The 18,216-nt window shown below is 49.8% G+C and carries 14 protein-coding genes; 5 read left to right on the top strand and 9 right to left on the bottom strand.

Annotated elements, in window-relative coordinates; genetic code table 11:
• On the bottom strand, positions 1-933 hold the full coding sequence (locus tag EDF88_RS11885) for a TIGR01212 family radical SAM protein (RefSeq protein WP_134184824.1): 933 nt from the start codon (positions 931-933) through the stop codon (positions 1-3).
• Between the two features lie 680 nt (positions 934-1,613).
• On the opposite strand from EDF88_RS11885, the gene gltB reads away from it, so the two are divergent.
• Both gltB and EDF88_RS11895 read left to right on the top strand, forming a co-directional pair.
• Positions 1,614-6,071 (top strand): glutamate synthase large subunit, encoded by a 4,458-nt coding sequence (gltB, locus tag EDF88_RS11890; RefSeq protein WP_134184826.1) that lies wholly within the window; start codon positions 1,614-1,616, stop codon positions 6,069-6,071.
• A gap of 9 nt (positions 6,072-6,080) precedes the next feature.
• On the top strand, positions 6,081-7,499 hold the full coding sequence (locus tag EDF88_RS11895) for a glutamate synthase small subunit (RefSeq protein WP_064514117.1): 1,419 nt from the start codon (positions 6,081-6,083) through the stop codon (positions 7,497-7,499).
• A 98-nt stretch (positions 7,500-7,597) separates the two neighbouring features.
• Here the strand turns inward: EDF88_RS11895 and EDF88_RS11900 are convergent, their stop codons facing one another.
• From EDF88_RS11900 to zapE, 8 genes are all read right to left on the bottom strand, one after another.
• Positions 7,598-9,097: an MFS transporter gene (locus EDF88_RS11900; RefSeq protein ID WP_064514119.1), complete on the bottom strand. Its 1,500-nt coding sequence runs from the start codon at positions 9,095-9,097 to the stop codon at positions 7,598-7,600.
• Positions 9,098-9,187: 90 nt separating this feature from the next.
• Positions 9,188-10,087 carry an N-acetylneuraminate lyase gene (gene nanA / locus EDF88_RS11905; RefSeq protein WP_134184828.1) on the bottom strand — a complete coding sequence of 300 codons (900 nt, stop codon included), beginning with the start codon at positions 10,085-10,087 and terminating at the stop codon, positions 9,188-9,190.
• Positions 10,088-10,267: 180 nt separating this feature from the next.
• On the bottom strand, positions 10,268-11,050 hold the full coding sequence (locus EDF88_RS11910; protein WP_064514123.1) for a transcriptional regulator NanR: 783 nt from the start codon (positions 11,048-11,050) through the stop codon (positions 10,268-10,270).
• 171 nt (positions 11,051-11,221) lie between these two features.
• Positions 11,222-11,719, bottom strand: coding sequence for a ClpXP protease specificity-enhancing factor (gene sspB, locus EDF88_RS11915; protein WP_064514124.1), 498 nt, complete (start codon positions 11,717-11,719; stop codon positions 11,222-11,224).
• A 3-nt stretch (positions 11,720-11,722) separates the two neighbouring features.
• Positions 11,723-12,364, bottom strand: a complete 642-nt coding sequence (gene sspA, locus EDF88_RS11920) for a stringent starvation protein SspA (RefSeq protein ID WP_034498882.1) — start codon at positions 12,362-12,364, stop codon at positions 11,723-11,725.
• A gap of 318 nt (positions 12,365-12,682) precedes the next feature.
• Positions 12,683-13,075, bottom strand: a complete 393-nt coding sequence (rpsI, locus tag EDF88_RS11925; RefSeq protein WP_034459799.1) for a 30S ribosomal protein S9 — start codon at positions 13,073-13,075, stop codon at positions 12,683-12,685.
• A gap of 14 nt (positions 13,076-13,089) precedes the next feature.
• On the bottom strand, positions 13,090-13,518 hold the full coding sequence (gene rplM / locus EDF88_RS11930; protein WP_064514126.1) for a 50S ribosomal protein L13: 429 nt from the start codon (positions 13,516-13,518) through the stop codon (positions 13,090-13,092).
• A gap of 249 nt (positions 13,519-13,767) precedes the next feature.
• Positions 13,768-14,886: a cell division protein ZapE gene (gene zapE / locus EDF88_RS11935; RefSeq protein WP_064514128.1), complete on the bottom strand. Its 1,119-nt coding sequence runs from the start codon at positions 14,884-14,886 to the stop codon at positions 13,768-13,770.
• A 180-nt stretch (positions 14,887-15,066) separates the two neighbouring features.
• Here zapE and zapG point away from each other — a divergent pair, with 180 nt between their 5' ends.
• From zapG to degS, 3 genes are all read left to right on the top strand, one after another.
• Positions 15,067-15,468 (top strand): Z-ring associated protein ZapG, encoded by a 402-nt coding sequence (gene zapG / locus EDF88_RS11940; protein ID WP_064514130.1) that lies wholly within the window; start codon positions 15,067-15,069, stop codon positions 15,466-15,468.
• A gap of 208 nt (positions 15,469-15,676) precedes the next feature.
• Entirely contained in the window at positions 15,677-17,047 is a 1,371-nt protein-coding gene (degQ, locus tag EDF88_RS11945) for a serine endoprotease DegQ (protein ID WP_134184830.1), read from the top strand.
• Positions 17,048-17,133: 86 nt separating this feature from the next.
• Positions 17,134-18,201: an outer membrane-stress sensor serine endopeptidase DegS gene (degS, locus tag EDF88_RS11950; protein WP_064514134.1), complete on the top strand. Its 1,068-nt coding sequence runs from the start codon at positions 17,134-17,136 to the stop codon at positions 18,199-18,201.
• Positions 18,202-18,216: the final 15 nt, after the last annotated feature.

An 18,216-nucleotide genomic window follows, 5' to 3' on the forward strand; every position in this document is an offset into this window, starting at 1 on the left:
TTACAACAGAATTGCCGGGCTCCATGGTGTACCTATCGCCGAACCTTGTGTGCCATGCTCAGTCAGATACTTATCGATAGCGCCCATTCCGGCCCAACGATTCTCACACCACAGTGGTGCCAACAGGGTTGGCTGCCGTGCGTTAGCCGAAATGCGATGGAACACGACATCAAGCGGGGTATGGCGAATCATCTCCCCGGCGACTGTCGCATACTCTTCTAATTCAATCGCCTGCAACCGCCCTGCCTGCCAGCTTTTGGCCATCGTGCTGCCGTTGACGATATGTAATGGGTGGAGTTTGATACCGTCCACGCCTGTCTCAACGACTTTTTCCAGCGTCTCCATACAGTGATCGTGTTTTTCACCCGGCAAGCCGACAATCAAATGGCTGCACACTTTTAAACCCCGGGTACGGGCCCGGCGCGTGGTTTCCTGGTAGCAGGCAAAATCATGCCCACGATTAATACGATGTAGAGTTTTATCATGCGTCGTCTGCAAGCCCAGCTCTAACCAGACCTCATAGCCTTTCTCATGGTATTCGCTTAACAAATCCAGCACGCTGTCCGGTACACAATCCGGACGAGTACCAACGCATAGCCCAACAATAGATGCCTTACTGACGGCTTGTTGATACATCGAACGCAGTACCTGTACTTCCGCCCACGTACTGGTGTACGCCTGAAAATAAGCAAGGTAGTGCTGCGCGCGATTCACCAACTGCGACTGGCGCTCCAGTTGATCAGCGATAGAGTGGTTTTGTTGGGTTTCATCGGCAAAAGAGGCCACATTGCAAAAAGTACAGCCGCCACGCCCGATAGTGCCGTCTCGGTTTGGGCAACTGAAACCGCCGTGCAGCGTGAGTTTATGGACCTTATGGCCGTAACGACGCTGAAGATCCCCACCAAACATATTGACTAATTTTTGTAACTGCATAATCTGATGGGCCGCCCTGTAAAAGGGACGTAGCCTGCCATTATCTGACCAATTTAGCGATGACCTGGATCAATCGCTTTGGCGCAGCTTTATCTGTTGCATAACAATGCAAAATTAGTGCAATTTTACGCACGCATAAGATGATTACTTTTCCTTATATTGACCCTCTATTTTTAAAGAATATGTGCCCTTGTGAAAAACAGTGGCATACAACACGCCAGACCTCATTGATAGCACAAGATCCTGCCAACTTAAGCATTGCCAGCACGGTCTGGAATTTTGCAGCCCGCCAGATAGTGAGAGAGATCACAATACCCAGGCGATCCTCCTGCCGCTTAAATACGATAAAAATGATAATAAAATGTTTACATTCATGATGTTAAATACCATTTAGCACATAATCGTATAAATAAGAATGCCATTTGACCTGTGTGCGCTTTCCCGATAACTTGGAAATCCGCTGGAAGCTTTCTGGGTGGGTTCTGTGCCCACCATATTTATGCAGTAATTAAGATTCCCTCTAAAGCAAGTCCTCAATACTTGTGCAACCGGATGCGTTAGACATAAAGAGGGCGACACGCGAGGTGAGCGTAGATGCGCAAACCCCGTCGCCATGCCCTTGCTGCGTCTGGACGCAATCGGTATCGGGAATCACGTAGAGCCTGGGGAGGTTCACTGATATGTTGTACGATAAATCCCTTGAGAAGGATAACTGTGGTTTCGGCCTGATCGCCCACATAGAAGGCGAACCTAGCCACAAGGTAGTGCGTACTGCTATTCACGCACTGGCCCGAATGCAACACCGTGGAGCAATCCTCGCCGATGGTAAAACCGGTGATGGTTGTGGCCTGCTGTTGCAAAAACCTGACCGTTTCTTCCGAATCGTTGCGGAAGAACGTGGTTGGCGTTTGGCAAAAAATTATGCGGTAGGCATGATTTTCTTAAACAAAGACGACGCGCTGGCAAGTGCAAGCCGCCGCATCGTTGAAGAAGAGTTGCAAAACGAGACCTTGTCGATTGTCGGCTGGCGCGAAGTGCCAACCAATGAAGACGTACTCGGTGAAATCGCCCTCTCCTCAAAACCTCGCATCGAACAAATTTTTGTTAATGCTCCGGCTGGCTGGCGCCCACGTGATATGGAACGTCGCCTGTTTATCGCCCGCCGCCGCATTGAGAAACGCATCCAGGATAAAGACTTCTACGTTTGTAGTCTCTCCAACCTGGTTAACATCTATAAAGGTCTGTGTATGCCGGCAGATTTGCCGCGCTTTTACCTGGACCTGGCGGACTTACGCCTGGAATCAGCTATTTGCCTGTTCCACCAACGTTTCTCCACCAACACCGTACCACGCTGGCCGCTAGCTCAGCCGTTCCGCTACCTGGCGCACAACGGTGAAATCAACACCATCACCGGTAACCGCCAGTGGGCACGTGCCCGTACCTACAAGTTCCAGACTCCATTGATTCCGGATTTGCATGACGCAGCGCCATTCGTGAACGAAACCGGTTCCGATTCAAGCTCCATGGATAACATGCTCGAGCTGCTGTTAGCAGGCGGTATGGATATTGTTCGCGCCATGCGTTTACTGGTTCCACCAGCCTGGCAGAACAACCCGAACATGGACCCAGAGTTACGCGCCTTCTTCGACTTTAACTCCATGCATATGGAGCCATGGGATGGCCCGGCCGGTATCGTTATGTCCGATGGGCGCTACGCCGCCTGTAACCTGGACCGTAACGGCCTGCGCCCGGCGCGCTACGTCATCACTAAAGATAAGCTGATCACTTGTGCTTCTGAAGTGGGGATCTGGGATTACCAGCCTGACGAAGTCATCGAGAAAGGCCGTGTCGGTCCTGGCGAGTTGATGGTTATCGATACGCGTATTGGCCGAATTCTGCATTCAGCTGAAACCGATGCCGATTTGAAGAGCCGCCACCCGTATAAAGAGTGGATGGAAAACAACGTCCGTCGCTTGGTGCCGTTTGAAGATTTACCAGACGAAGAAGTTGGCTCCCGTGAAATGGATGACGATACCCTCGCAAGCTTCCAGAAACAGTTTAACTACAGCGTAGAAGAGCTGGATTCTGTGATTCGTGTACTGGGTGAGAATGGCCAGGAAGCTGTGGGTTCAATGGGTGACGACACCCCGTTTGCTGTACTTTCTAGCCAGCCACGTATTATTTACGACTACTTCCGTCAGCAGTTTGCGCAGGTAACTAACCCGCCAATCGACCCGCTGCGTGAAGCGCACGTTATGTCACTGGCAACCAGCATTGGCCGCGAAATGAACGTCTTCTGTGAAGCAGAAGGCCAGGCTCACCGCCTGAGCTTCAAATCGCCAATTCTGTTATGGTCTGATTTCCAGCAGCTGACAACGCTTGAAGAAGAGCATTATCGGGCTGACACGCTGGACATCACTTACGATGCTTCCACCCAGTCGCTCCACGAAACCGTCAATACACTGTGCGATGAAGCTGAACGCATGGTTCGCAACGGCACGGTTCTGTTAGTGCTGTCTGACCGTAACATCGCGAAAGATCGCCTGCCCGTTCCGGCGCCGATGGCGGTTGGCGCGATACAGACTCGCCTGGTCGAGAAAAATCTGCGTTGCGATGCGAACATTATCGTTGAAACGGCAAGTGCGCGTGACCCGCACCACTTCGCTGTTCTGCTCGGTTTTGGTGCGACGGCAATCTATCCATACCTCGCCTACGAAACACTGGCGAAGTTAGTCGACAGCACTGCTATCGAAAAGCCGTACCGTGCAGTCATGCAGAACTACCGCAACGGTATCAACAAGGGTCTGTACAAGATCATGTCCAAAATGGGCATCTCGACTATCGCCTCTTATCGTTGCTCGAAGCTGTTTGAAGCGGTCGGCCTGCATAAAGAAGTTTCTGAGCTGTGTTTCCAGGGCGTTGTCAGCCGTATTGGTGGTGCAGGCTTTAACGACTTCCAACAAGATTTGTTGAACCTGTCTAAGCGCGCATGGCTCGCTCGCAAGCCGCTGGACCAGGGCGGGCAACTGAAATACGTTCACGGTGGTGAATATCACGCTTACAACCCGGACGTGGTTCAGACGCTGCAAAAAGCAGTAAACAGTGGCGAATACAAAGATTATCAAGAGTACGCGAAACTTGTGAACGAGCGCCCGGTGGCAACACTGCGCGATATGCTTGCTCTGAACCCGCAAGATGAAACAGTCAAGATTGAAGATGTTGAGCCTGCCACTGAGCTTTATAAACGTTTCGATACTGCTGCGATGTCTATCGGTGCATTGAGCCCGGAAGCACACGAATCGCTGGCAGAAGCGATGAACAGCATCGGCGGCAACTCCAACTCCGGTGAAGGTGGTGAAGACCCTGCGCGATACGGCACCAATAAAGTGTCCCGTATCAAACAGGTCGCTTCTGGCCGCTTCGGTGTGACCCCGGCTTACCTGGTGAACGCCGATGTTATCCAGATTAAAGTCGCTCAGGGTGCTAAGCCTGGCGAAGGTGGTCAGTTGCCGGGTGATAAAGTTACGCCGTATATCGCAAAACTGCGTTATTCCGTACCTGGCGTTACGCTGATTTCACCTCCGCCGCACCACGATATCTACTCTATCGAAGATTTGGCGCAGCTGATTTTCGACCTGAAACAGGTCAACCCGAAGGCGATGATCTCTGTCAAACTGGTTTCCGAACCAGGCGTTGGCACCATCGCAACAGGTGTGGCGAAAGCCTATGCCGACCTGATTACTATCGCCGGTTACGACGGTGGTACCGGTGCAAGCCCGCTGTCGTCAGTGAAATATGCAGGTTGCCCGTGGGAACTGGGTCTGGTGGAAACACAACAGGCACTGGTTGCGAACGGCCTGCGTCATAAGATTCGCCTGCAAGTTGATGGCGGCCTGAAAACGGGCTTAGACATCATCAAAGCCGCGATTCTTGGCGCAGAAAGCTTTGGTTTCGGTACCGGTCCAATGGTCGCATTGGGTTGTAAATACCTGCGTATTTGCCACCTGAACAACTGCGCAACCGGTGTTGCAACTCAGGATGAAAAACTGCGTAAAAACCACTATCACGGCCTGCCATTCAAAGTGACAAACTACTTTGAATTCATTGCCCGTGAAACACGTGAGTTGATGGCGCAGTTAGGCGTGAAGCGCCTGGTTGACTTGATTGGCCGTACTGACCTGCTCAAAGAGCTGGACGGTTTCACTGCCAAACAACAAAACCTGGATCTGTCGAATCTGCTGAAAACAGCGGAGCCTATGCCGGGCAAAGCAGTCTACTGGACCGAAACGAACCCGCCATTCGATAAAGGCGACCTGAACGCTCAACTGCTCGCTCAGGCGAAGCAGTATGTTGATGACAAGCAGAGCAAAACGTTCTGGTTTGATATCCGCAACACTGACCGTTCAGTGGGTGCCACATTGTCTGGTTATATTGCACAGCATAATGGCGACCAGGGGCTTGCAGCCGATCCGATTAAAGCGCATTTCAGCGGTACTGCCGGGCAAAGCTTTGGTGTATGGAACGCCGGTGGCGTTGAGTTACACCTGACTGGCGATGCCAACGACTACGTCGGTAAAGGTATGGCTGGCGGTTTGATCTCGCTGCGTCCTCCGGTAGGTTCATTCTTCCGCAGCCACGAAGCAACAATCATAGGCAACACCTGCTTGTACGGTGCAACAGGCGGCAAACTTTATGCTGCAGGCCGTGCGGGTGAGCGTTTCGCTGTGCGTAACTCCGGTGCGATTACCGTGGTAGAAGGCATTGGCGATAACGGTTGTGAATACATGACTGGCGGCATTGTCTGTGTCATCGGCAAGACGGGCGTGAACTTTGGTGCAGGTATGACCGGTGGTTTCGCTTACGTGCTTGATGAAGATGGTGATTTCCGTAAACGCGTTAACCCTGAGTTGGTTGAACTGCTCAACGTTGATGAGCTGGCTATTCACGAAGAACACCTGCGCGGAATGATTACCGAGCATGTGCAACTGACGGGTTCCCAGCGCGGCGAAGAAATTCTGGCTAACTGGCCGGAATTTGCCTCGAAATTCACGTTGGTTAAACCGAAGTCCAGTGATGTTAAAGCATTGTTGGGTCACCGCAGTCGTTCCGCAGCTGAGCTGCGGGTGCAGGCGCAGTAAGAGGTCACGATGAGTCAAAACGTTTATCAATTTATCGACTTACAGCGCGTTGATCCGCCAAAGAAACCGCTCAAGATCCGTAAAATTGAATTTGTGGAAATTTACGAGCCGTTCTCAGAAGGCCAAGCCAAAGCACAGGCAGACCGCTGTTTGTCTTGTGGCAACCCGTACTGTGAATGGAAATGCCCGGTTCATAACTACATTCCAAACTGGCTGAAGCTTGCCAACGAAGGGCGCATTATTGAAGCGGCTGAACTGTCTCACCAGACAAACAGCCTGCCGGAAGTGTGTGGACGTGTTTGCCCACAAGACCGTCTTTGCGAAGGTTCTTGTACGCTGAACGACGAGTTTGGTGCCGTCACCATCGGTAACATCGAGCGCTATATCAACGATAAAGCGATTGAGATGGGCTGGAAACCAGACCTGACGGGCGTTAAGCAAACCGGCAAGCGTGTTGCCATCATCGGTGCTGGCCCTGCTGGGCTTGCATGTGCTGATGTGCTGGCACGTAACGGTGTGAAAGCTGTGGTTTATGACCGTCACCCAGAAATTGGTGGCCTGCTGACCTTCGGTATTCCAGCGTTCAAGCTGGAAAAAGAAGTGATGACCAAACGCCGCGAAATCTTCAGTGGCATGGGCATCGAATTCAAGTTGAACACCGAAGTGGGCCGTGACGTTCAGATTGACGACCTGCTGAAAGAGTATGATTCCGTGTTCCTGGGTGTTGGCACTTATCAGTCAATGCGCGGTGGTTTAGAGAATGAAGATGCAACAGGCGTATTTGACGCCCTACCGTTCCTCATTGCTAACACCAAAAAGATCATGGGCTTCGGCGACTCACCAGAAGAGCCGTATGTGAATATGGAAGGCAAACGCGTTGTGGTACTTGGCGGTGGTGATACCGCGATGGACTGCGTGCGTAGTTCTATTCGCCAGGGTGCAACGCACGTCATCTGTGCTTACCGCCGTGATGAAGAGAACATGCCGGGCTCTAAACGCGAAGTGAAAAATGCGCGTGAAGAAGGTGTTGAGTTCCAGTTCAACGTGCAGCCACTGGGTGTCGAAGTGAATGGCAACGGTCGCGTATCGGGTGTGAAAGTGGCTCGAACTGAGCTGGGTGCACCGGATGCCAATGGCCGCCGTCGTCCAGAAATTGTCGCTGGTTCAGAACACGTTGTGCCTGCCGATGCGGTGATTATGGCGTTTGGTTTCCGTCCACATGCCATGCAGTGGCTGGAAAAACATAGTGTTGAACTCGATAGCCAGGGCCGTATTCTGGCACCGGAAGGTAGTGATAATCCATTCCAGACCAGCAACCCGAAAATCTTTGCTGGCGGTGACGCTGTTCGTGGTTCCGATCTGGTGGTAACTGCAATCGCTGAAGGCCGTAAAGCGGCTGACGGGATACTGAACTTCCTTGAAGTGTAATTTGTCTGTCAGGTAGCGATTCGCTTACCTGACTTATCAATACGAAAAGCCCGGTGATATGAAAATCACCGGGCTTTTTTATGTTCTATCAGACTGCTTTATTTCACAGCTTTGTGCATCATCGGTCCCTTAACCGCCCCTTCTTTAACAACACCAGCCCCACTAAACGGCTTCCCATCTATTGCATCGTGAGTCCGTACTGCTTCAGGATGAATCCAGCGCTGAATCCGTGATGGCATATCCAGGCCAATCAGCAGAATGACTACAAAGGTCAGGCTAAACGAAAGCGACGCAAGTGCAGTGCCTAAATCGAGGCGCTGAGCAATAGTGGCGCCAATTATCGGAGCCAGTGCACCACCCAGCGCACCAACGTTATAGGTAAAGCCCAGACCCGCAGCACGCTGTTCGGTATCGAAATAACCACCAATCAGTTTTGGTAAAATACCTGCGATTCCTTGCCCCAACATCTGTTGTAAGAACAACAGCAGACCCAGCACCCAAATGTTACCTCCACCAATGGCAAATACCGGAATAATCAATAATTGCGACGCCAGGAGACTGCAGACATAAGCTTTGCGAGTACCTAACCAATCACCGAGGAAACCACCTACACAGCAACCGACTGCAGCACCAAAACCGCTAAAGAACAGGATATGTGCAACGGTTTTTGGGTCATAGGCCAGCTCAGTTTTCAGATATGTTGGTAACAGTGCCTGAATAGGCCATGAGTAAAGGAAGGCAAAGAACACCACAACCATCAGTGTGACACCTGTTGGCCAGCGCTTACCGCTGCTTTGCACCATAAAGCTGATGAACACCGCAGCACATATCAAACCTAGTACAGCAATAAGTACCGCGTTACCAAGGTTACCGGCAAAGCAGAAATAAAGCGCCGTTGCAACGACAACTGTCAGGCCAATATTGATAACCCGATGCTCGCCACGGTACAAAATATCCACCATGGTTTTGGTTGGTTTTGTATCAGCAAACTTCTCTTTCCAGTCTTCTGCTTCCGGAATATTTTTACGCAGCCAGAGCGCAAAGATAATAGGCAAAATACCGATGAAGAACAGCGCGCGCCAGCCCCATGCCGGTACCACAACGCTATATACTTGAGCTGCAATTACCGCTCCTACAGAGAAGCCTGAGATAAGAAAGCCACTCGCCTTATTACGCATATGTTTAGGCCAGCTTTCGATGACATAGGTGGCACTAGACCCATATTCACCAGCCATCCCCATGCCAATCAGCAGACGAGCAAGAAACATCGTCGTAAAGCCTGGAGCAAAGCCGCATGCCAGCGTACCGAAAGAGAACAACACGATGCTGGTTATCATCGCAAGCTTTCGGCCATAACGATCGCCCATTGCACCTAGAACCAGACCGCCAAACCAGCGCGAGATAAAGGCCGCAGAGATCAAACTCGCCGCCTGAACAGTGGTAAGGCCAAATTCACTTTGAATTTCAGTTAGTACTAACGCTATCAAGACAAAATCAAAACCATCCAATAAGTAGCCAATCCAGGCGGCTGAAAATGCTTTCCATTGCGGCTTAGTTAAATGGCGATACCACGGGATCCGTTGGGCAGTGTTATTCATAAAGCACTCCCGGTACGAGTTCGTAAAAACTCGTCCTTTAGTTGGGTCTGATTAGGTATGGTTTACAACACCATGGTTTATTTATCTCATTCAGAACGCTACACGTTCTTCCTGAAGCTGGGCTGCGAGTGCTTTAAGCTCTGGTAGATAATGCTCTTCCACTGGCGAGAATGGTTTGCGACACAGCGGTACAGCAACAACATCCATGTAATGCAGTAAAGTTTTCAGTCCACGGAAAACACCCACTTTAATCAGTACATCAATAACTTTATTACATTCACTTTGAAGCTGACTGGCACGTTGCATATCGCCGCTCTGAACTGCTTGCCTGATTGCCTGGTAGCGCCATCCCATTACGTTGTAAGTACTACCAATACCACCATCTGCTCCTGCAACCAGACCAGATGCAAAGATCTCGTCATAACCGTTGTAGAGCACCAGATCTGGATGGGCACGACGGATCTGTTCCATTTGGTAGAGATCACCCGACGTCTGTTTTAATGCTCCCACACCCGGCAAATTGATTAAGGTATCAATTTGCTCGAGAGTGAGTTTCACGCCACTTAATGCTGGTATGTTGTAGACCACCATTGGCAAACCTTCAGATGCATCAATTACTGCGCGGTAGTGATCGCAATGTTCATTGAAACTAAATGGATAGTAGAATGGTGTTACGGCGGAGACGGCATCAAAACCGTAGCGGCGTGCGGCACTCGCCAGCACCTGGCTCTCATGAGTACTGATACTGCCTACATGCGCAATCAGAGTTATTTTCCCTTTGGCTTCTTCAGCAACGATTTCGAGCACTTGCTCACGTTCCTGCGCACTCTGTAGAAAGGCCTCTCCTGTCGATCCTCCTACGTAGATACCATCTATACCCTGTTCAATATTGAAACGAACCAGACGGCGCAAGCTGTCGGTATCTACCTGTTGTTGCTGATTGAACGGAGTAAGCAGTGCGGGCATCACACCGCGAAGATTCTGTGTCATATACGCCTCTATTGTTGTCTGGTTTCTTAACATAACGATATACCTTTATACCTGTTATACCAGATCAAAAAGTAAACACCACATCACTGAGCGCTCAGGATGCGATCTTGCTCATATGAAATTATGATGGTTAATGAGACGTACTAAAAAATCGTGCGAGGGATCTCAGATTAAAGTTGGCTACTTCTTGGAAGTGCGTTTGCGCGGCGTGGGATAGTAGGAGGCGAACACGCTTTTCAAATGAACTTTTAATGCCGCGTCAGCAGCATCAGGATCACGAGCCTGAATCGCGTTATAAATCTCAATATGCTGTTGATAGCTAATGTTGTTGTGGGCATGAAGAACGTCCTGAGAAACCGTTGGACGCGCCGCAATCAACCAGTCTAGCAATGCGACATGCACTGCCATAAAGATCGGATTATCAGGGATCTCCGCCAATTCCCGGTGGAATTCGATATCGGATCGAATAAACAGATCGTTATCATCCAGGGCCTGGTTGTTCATCTCCAGCGCTTTTCCAAGACGAGCTATTTGATCGTCTGTGGCAAATTCAGCGGCATAGCGAACCAGGCTAGATTCAAAAAACATACGCAATTGTTCAAAGTGCGCAATTCCGCCAGGACGCGAAAGGAAATCTTTCGCTACACCAGACAACTCACCAATGATGGTATCTGCAGAAGGACGAGAAACGCGAGCGCGCTCTCCGTTACTAATTTGCACCAGACCTTTTCTTTTAAGTGCCGCCAGCGCTTCGCGTACCGACGGGCGTCCAACATTGAAAAATGCCATCAGTTCGCGTTCGGAAGGCAATTGCTCACCCTCGGCAAATTCACGTCGGCGAATCATCTGCTCAAGCTCTTCTTCCACCATTTCCGAGAGCTTTTTACGCGCAAGCGGGCGACGGCGCATCGTATGACCGATGGTCTCAGTCGTCTCAGGTGGTTGCTCGTCAAATGTACTCATAGCGTCAGAATCGGCCGTTTATGGAAGAAGCATCGCAAATAATATAGCCGAATCATAACACAGCAAATCATGTCTTACGTAAAGATGCAGTCTGTCAGCTTGTTTAAGACAATAAAAAGCCAGTCATAAGACTGGCTTCGATTTGCACTTTGAGGGGCATGATTTCGCGAGTTACTTCACAACGCGTAATGCCGGACGGCCACCACGTGGTGGGGGCTCATCATCCGGACCATCGTCATCTTCATCGTGATCGGGGCGTGAGCCATCGATCACCTGCATCACCATTTCTGAATCCGATGGTTGCTGCTCAATATCGTTATGACTTTCACCATCTTCGTCATAGATGGTTTCCGGCTCGAACATGGTGCCAGCACCATTTTCACGCGCGTAAATAGCCAGAACCGCAGCCATAGGAACAAACACCTGACGTGGCACACCACCGAAACGCGCATTAAAACGCACATCACTATTGGCTAGCTCCAGGTTTCCTACCGCTCGCGGCGCGATATTCAGGACAATTTGCCCGTCACGTGCATATTCCATAGGCACATGCACGCCTGGCAATGTCACATCCACAACCAAGTGCGGTGTGAGCTGGTTATCCAGTAGCCACTCGTAAAAAGCACGAAGCAGATAAGGACGACGTGGTGACAATTGCGACATTTCCATCAATTAGCCCCGGGTCTGAAGACGCATTTCGCGCTCAGGTTCGGTCAAAGAAGCGAGGAATGAATCACGCTCAAACACGCGAGTCATATAGCCTTTCATCTCTTTAGAACCCGCGCCTGTCAACTCAATACCCATCTGCGGCAAACGCCACAGCAGCGGCGCCAGGTAGCAATCTACCAGGCTGAATTCATCACTCAGGAAGAAAGGTTTCTGAGTAAATACAGGTGCGATGGCCAGTAGTTCTTCACGTAATTGCTTGCGTGCAGCATCAGCTTCTTGAGCAGAACCGTTCATCACGATGTGCATCAGTGAATACCAGTCTTTCTGGATACGATGCATGTACAGGCGACTTTCACCACGTGCAACCGGATAAACCGGCATTAATGGTGGGTGCGGGAAACGCTCATCAAGATATTCCATGATGATGCGGGATTCCCACAGGGTAAGTTCGCGGTCAACCAGGGTCGGTACGCTGTGATTTGGGTTGAGGTCAATCAGATCCTGAGGCAGGTTATCCGTTTCCACATGCTCAATTTCAACGCTAACACCTTTTTCAGCCAGTACGATACGCACCTGGTGACTATAGATGTCAGTAGGACCGGAAAACAGCGTCATCACCGAACGTTTGTTGGCAGCGACAGCCATGAAAACCTCCAAGTTTATCAGAAAATTACTGCTAATAGCCGCAAGCGGCAACTAACCTGACCGTTTGATACCCAAGACGCCGGAACACCACCAGTTGCCAAAAAAGAGGCAAAAACAAACTGATGCCGACATGAGGGCAGAAAATTGGTTGATAGTTTACCAGATTTTACGGGTTTTGTGGGGGATGGATCTGGATTTTGACTGAAAAGCTAGTGCTATCATGAAGTTAGCAACACTAAATATAATTTTCAGGCATAAAAAAACCCGGTACAAGACCGGGTTTTTTCGCAAATTGTATTCTGCAAAAGCAGACGACAATTAACGTTTGGAGAACTGAGGACGACGACGTGCTTTACGCAGACCGACTTTCTTACGTTCAACTTCACGAGCATCACGAGTAACGAAACCAGCTTTACGCAGTTCGCCACGCAGGGACTCGTCGTACTCCATCAGAGCGCGGGTGATACCATGACGGATCGCACCAGCCTGACCAGAAGTACCACCACCTTTAACAGTGATGTACAGATCGAATTTCTCAACCATATCAACCAATTCCAGCGGTTGACGAACTACCATGCGGGCAGTTTCACGACCGAAGTACTGTTCCAGAGAACGTTGGTTGATGATGATTTTACCGCTGCCCGGTTTGATAAAAACGCGAGCTGCAGAACTTTTGCGGCGACCAGTGCCGTAGTATTGATTTTCAGCCATTGCCATAATCCCGATTAAATGTCCAGAACTTGCGGTTGCTGTGCCGCGTGGTTGTGCTCGGTGCCCGCGTAAACTTTCAGTTTACGGAACATAGCACGGCCCAGCGGGCCCTTTGGCAGCATGCCTTTAACCGCGATTTCAATCACACGCTCAGGATGGCGAGCAATCATCTCTTCAAAGGTCGCTTGTTTGATACCACCGACGTAGCCGGTGTGGCGGTAATACACTTTGTCAGTACGCTTGTTGCCGGTTACAGCAACTTTTTCTGCGTTCAGAACGATGATGTAATCACCAGTATCAACGTGCGGAGTGTATTCCGCTTTGTGCTTACCGCGCAGACGGCTAGCCAATTCAGTAGCCAGACGACCTAAGGTCTTACCGTCAGCGTCAACAACGAACCAGTCGCGCTGTACGGTTTCTGGTTTAGCTGTAAAAGTTTTCATTAAAAGCTTACCCAATATATAGTTACACGTAGGTGTTCACCCAAACGTTTAAAATCAGTTCAAGGTTCACACGACAAAGTCCGGCAAACCTACCCCTTCGAATAGCCAATGCCAGCACGACCAAGTTTTGGGAAAAAAACTTTGGTTGTAACGTGGGGTCGCAAGATTATAGGGAAGTCGCCCCTAAAGGTCGAACCTTTTTGTCGTTTTTGTCTCACTTTATAGTCAGCCCCAATTGCACATTGCCGTTTAAGGCATATGTGGCAACCGCAAATACTCTTCACTTTGCATTTCCTGCAGGCGCGACAGGCAGCGCTGGAACTCAAAGCGCAGCCTTTCCCCCTGGTAAATATCAAACAGCGAAACTTGTGCTGATACCACCAGCTTGACGTGACGTTCGTAAAACTCATCTACCAGTGCGATGAAGCGACGCGCTTCATTTTCATTACGCGTATTCATTACCGGTACATTAAACAACATCACGGTATGGAACAGACGCGACAATGCGATGTAGTCATGCTGACTGCGAGCATCGACACACAACGTATTGAAATCAACAGCAAGCGTTTGATTGGCAAGACCTAAAGTGGCTAATGGACGATGATTAATTTCCAGCACTGGCTCTCCTTCCCGCGCCGCACCGGCCAGCGCTGTGTAGAGTTTTTCCATTTGCCCTGCGGTTTCGTCATTAAGTGGGGAAAGCCATAAATGGGCCTGGGTCAACGTTCTCAAGCGATAATCGATACCCGCATCAACGTTCATGATTTCACAGTGGCGCTTTATCGCGTCAATCGCAGGGATAAATCGCGGCCTCTGTAGACCGTTACGATACAGATCATCCGGCGGAATATTGGATGTAGCCACAAGCGTAATACCGCGAGCAAACAGCGCTTGCATTAGCGTGCCGAGCAACATCGCATCCGTGATATCCGACACGAAAAACTCATCAAAACAAAGAATGTCCGTCTGGGATTTGAAGCGGTCTGCAATGACTTCCAGTGGATCTATTTGCCCCTGTAACTCAGCCAGTTCTTCATGTACACGCAGCATGAATCGATGAAAGTGCAACCGTAGCTTGCGTTCGCCAGGTAAACTCTGAAAAAACATATCCATTAACCAAGTTTTCCCTCGCCCCACTCCACCCCACATATACAGCCCACGGACAGGCTCCTGATTTGTCGAAGCGCTACGTTTACCAAAGAGTTTGCCAAAGAAATTACCGCTAGCTGCCACTGTTGGCGTTTGACTGGTTAATGCCTGCCAAATGACGTCCAGTCTGGCGACAGCCTCACGTTGCACATCATCCGGTTGATAGCTGCCCTCGGTCAGGGCTTGTTGGTAGCGCGATGCAGGGGAGAGATTTTGCATGGTATTATGGTATTCCCTTAAAAATCGGATTGCCGTTTACTTAATGCTCAAAAAAGGACGGTTGTCGAAAAAAAGGCCGTTCTACCCTAAGCGATGCTGCGTCAGGATTCCACTTCTCTTAGGTTAACGGTTATAGTGGCTACATTACCCTACGGAAACACAATACAACGGGAGAAGTTCATGACCTGGGAATATGCGCTAATTGGGTTAGTTGTTGGCATCATCGTTGGTGCAGTTGCTATGCGTTTCGGCAACCGCAAGCTGCGTCAGCAGCAAGCTATGCAGTACGAGATTGAGAAAAACAAAGCGGAACTTGAAGAGTATCGTGAAGAGTTAGTCAGCCATTTTGCACGTAGTGCCGAATTGCTCGATAACATGGCTGATGATTACCGCCAGCTTTATCAACACATGGCAAAAAGCTCCAGCAGCTTGTTGCCAGAAATGTCAGCAGAAGCGAATCCATTCCGTAACCGCCTCGCTGAGTCTGAAGCCAGCAACGATCAGGCACCGGTTCAAATGCCGCGTGACTATTCCGATGGCGCATCCGGTTTGCTGCGTACCGAACGCGCAAAACGCGATTAATCACAATTCTGTATTTTTTTCCTGGGGTACGGTTTTCGTACCCCAATCTCTCTCACGCACAGCTATCATTTACTAGTATCTCATCACTCTATAACAACATTGTTACCCGGTTGATATTTCAATAACATCGGAGTGTCATCCCCTGTAGCTTGATAGATGACAGGTCGGTCGGGTTTTCCTTTTTCCAGGTCACGAGAGCAAGCCACCAATGAAGAAACAAACACTGTTGTTGAGTGCATTAGCGATAAGTATCGGACTAACTTTCGGTATTGCATCGCAGGTAAATGCGGCGTTGCCAGCACAAGTTCCGGGCCAGGCAGCAATACCAAGCCTTGCACCAATGCTGGAAAAAGTATTACCCGCGGTAGTCAGCGTGCAGGTAGAAGGCACAGCTGCAGCACCGAGCCAGAAAGTCCCAGAAGAGTTTAAAAAGTTCTTTGGTGATGACATGCCACCATCGGAATCTCAGCCATTTGAAGGTCTTGGCTCTGGCGTCATCATCAATGCAGAGAAAGGCTATGTGTTAACAAATAATCACGTCATTAACCATGCTGAGAAAATCAGCGTGCAGTTAAATGATGGACGTGAGTTTGATGCCAAATTAATTGGCGGTGATGACCAAAGTGATATCGCACTGATTCAAATCCAGAATGCGAGTGGCCTGACGCAAATCGCCGTGGCTGATTCAGACAAGTTGCGCGTTGGTGATTTCGCGGTAGCCGTAGGTAACCCATTTGGCCTTGGGCAAACAGCCACATCAGGTATCGTTTCAGCACTCGGTCGTAGTGGTCTTAACCTTGAAGGGTTAGAAAACTTTATTCAGACAGATGCTTCCATTAACCGTGGTAACTCCGGTGGCGCGTTGCTGAACCTGAACGGCGAGCTTATCGGCATTAATACCGCGATTCTCGCGCCAAGCGGCGGTAGTGTCGGTATCGGTTTTGCTATTCCAAGTAATATGGCGCAAACCCTGGCTAAACAACTGATGGAATTTGGTGAAATCAAACGCGGCTTGCTCGGTATTAAAGGTACTGAGATGAGTGCGGATATCGCTAAAGCCTTCAACCTCACAACTCAGCGTGGCGCGTTCATCAGCGAAGTCTTACCGCAATCAGGTTCAGCAAAAGCAGGCGTGAAAGCCGGTGATGTGATTACTAGCCTGAATGGCAAAGCCATCAGTAGTTTTGCTGAATTGCGAGCTAAAATCGCCACAACTGAACCCGGAACTGTAGTGAAACTGGGCCTACTGCGCGATGGGAAACCGTTGGAAGTGAGCGTGACGCTGGATAAAAGTACTGCATCATCAGCCAACGCAGAACTGATTATGCCAGCCTTACAAGGCGCAACCCTGAGTGATGGCCAGTTAAAAGATGGCACTAAGGGCATTAAACTCGACAGCGTTGAAAAAGGTACACCTGCGGCACAAGCCGGGTTACACAAAGATGATTTTATCATTGGCGTGAACCGCGAGCGGGTCTCAAGTATCGCGGAAATGCGTAAGGTTCTGGAAAGCAAACCAGACGTCATTGCGTTGCATGTGGCGCGTGGTGAAGAGAGCATATATCTATTAGTACGTTAATCTGATCAGTAATCGGACATCTCTGTACGATGTCCGATTAACTCATGCTATTCTGCTTCCGGCTTATTATTAACTAATTCAAATCCATGTTTCTAAAGATATTACGCTCGGTGGTAATTGGCCTGATTGTGGCTGGATTGTTGTTGGTTGCATTACCAACGCTGCGCCAGAAAATCGTCCCTTTAGCCCCCTCAAAGTTTGACAGTGCTGATGAAACTCCGGTGAGCTACAACTCTGCGGTGCGACGCGCTGCGCCTGCTGTGGTGAACGTATACAACCGCAGCATTGGTAACAATTCGCAAAATCAGCTAGAAATTAAAACTCTCGGTTCAGGCGTCATCATGGACGAGCGTGGTTACATCATTACCAATAAACACGTTATTAATGATGCCGAGCAAATCATCGTTGCACTGCAAGATGGCCGTGTGTTTGAAGCGCTACTGGTTGGCTCCGACAGCCTTACCGATCTCGCTGTGTTGAAGATCAATGCCACCAGCCTCCCCGTTATTCCTATCAACAATAAGCGGGTGCCGCATATCGGTGATGTCGTCATGGCGATTGGCAACCCGTATAACCTTGGGCAGACCATTACGCAGGGGATAATCAGCGCGACGGGTCGTATTGGCCTTAGCCCTTCAGGCCGCCAGTCATTCCTGCAAACTGACGCCTCAATTAACCACGGTAACTCAGGCGGTGCGCTGGTTAACTCACTAGGTGAGTTAATGGGTATTAACACGTTGTCGTTTGATAAAAGTAATGACGGCGAAACACCGGAAGGTATTGGCTTTGCAATCCCGACTCAGCTTTCCACCAAAATCATGGATAAGCTTATTCGCGATGGCCGCGTGATTCGTGGCTACATAGGTATTGGCGGGCGTGAGATAACACCATTGCATGGCCCGGCTACCGGCATTGATCAGATTCAGGGGATTATCGTTAACGAAGTTTCACCTGGCGGTCCAGCGGCGAAAGCAGGCCTTCTGGTTAACGACGTGATTATTTCGGTGAACAATAAACCAGCGATTTCGGCATTAGGCACTATGGATCAGGTGGCAGAAATTCGCCCAGGCTCAGTCATTCCGGTTGAAGTAATGCGCGATGATAAGAAGCTGACGTTACAAGTGACGATTCAGGAATATCCAGCCACTAACTGATAAATGCTGAATGAC

Source organism: Buttiauxella sp. BIGb0552, assembly GCF_004366275.1.
GTDB lineage: Bacteria > Pseudomonadota > Gammaproteobacteria > Enterobacterales > Enterobacteriaceae > Buttiauxella > Buttiauxella gaviniae.

Coding starts and splice junctions, on each gene's coding strand:
- EDF88_RS11885 (WP_134184824.1), bottom strand. CDS start 933: ATGCAGTTACAAAAATTAGTCAATATGTTTGGTGGGGATCTTCAGCGT.
- gltB (WP_134184826.1), top strand. CDS start 1,614: ATGTTGTACGATAAATCCCTTGAGAAGGATAACTGTGGTTTCGGCCTG.
- EDF88_RS11895 (WP_064514117.1), top strand. CDS start 6,081: ATGAGTCAAAACGTTTATCAATTTATCGACTTACAGCGCGTTGATCCG.
- EDF88_RS11900 (WP_064514119.1), bottom strand. CDS start 9,097: ATGAATAACACTGCCCAACGGATCCCGTGGTATCGCCATTTAACTAAG.
- nanA (WP_134184828.1), bottom strand. CDS start 10,087: ATGACACAGAATCTTCGCGGTGTGATGCCCGCACTGCTTACTCCGTTC.
- EDF88_RS11910 (WP_064514123.1), bottom strand. CDS start 11,050: ATGAGTACATTTGACGAGCAACCACCTGAGACGACTGAGACCATCGGT.
- sspB (WP_064514124.1), bottom strand. CDS start 11,719: ATGGAAATGTCGCAATTGTCACCACGTCGTCCTTATCTGCTTCGTGCT.
- sspA (WP_034498882.1), bottom strand. CDS start 12,364: ATGGCTGTCGCTGCCAACAAACGTTCGGTGATGACGCTGTTTTCCGGT.
- rpsI (WP_034459799.1), bottom strand. CDS start 13,075: ATGGCTGAAAATCAATACTACGGCACTGGTCGCCGCAAAAGTTCTGCA.
- rplM (WP_064514126.1), bottom strand. CDS start 13,518: ATGAAAACTTTTACAGCTAAACCAGAAACCGTACAGCGCGACTGGTTC.
- zapE (WP_064514128.1), bottom strand. CDS start 14,886: ATGCAAAATCTCTCCCCTGCATCGCGCTACCAACAAGCCCTGACCGAG.
- zapG (WP_064514130.1), top strand. CDS start 15,067: ATGACCTGGGAATATGCGCTAATTGGGTTAGTTGTTGGCATCATCGTT.
- degQ (WP_134184830.1), top strand. CDS start 15,677: ATGAAGAAACAAACACTGTTGTTGAGTGCATTAGCGATAAGTATCGGA.
- degS (WP_064514134.1), top strand. CDS start 17,134: ATGTTTCTAAAGATATTACGCTCGGTGGTAATTGGCCTGATTGTGGCT.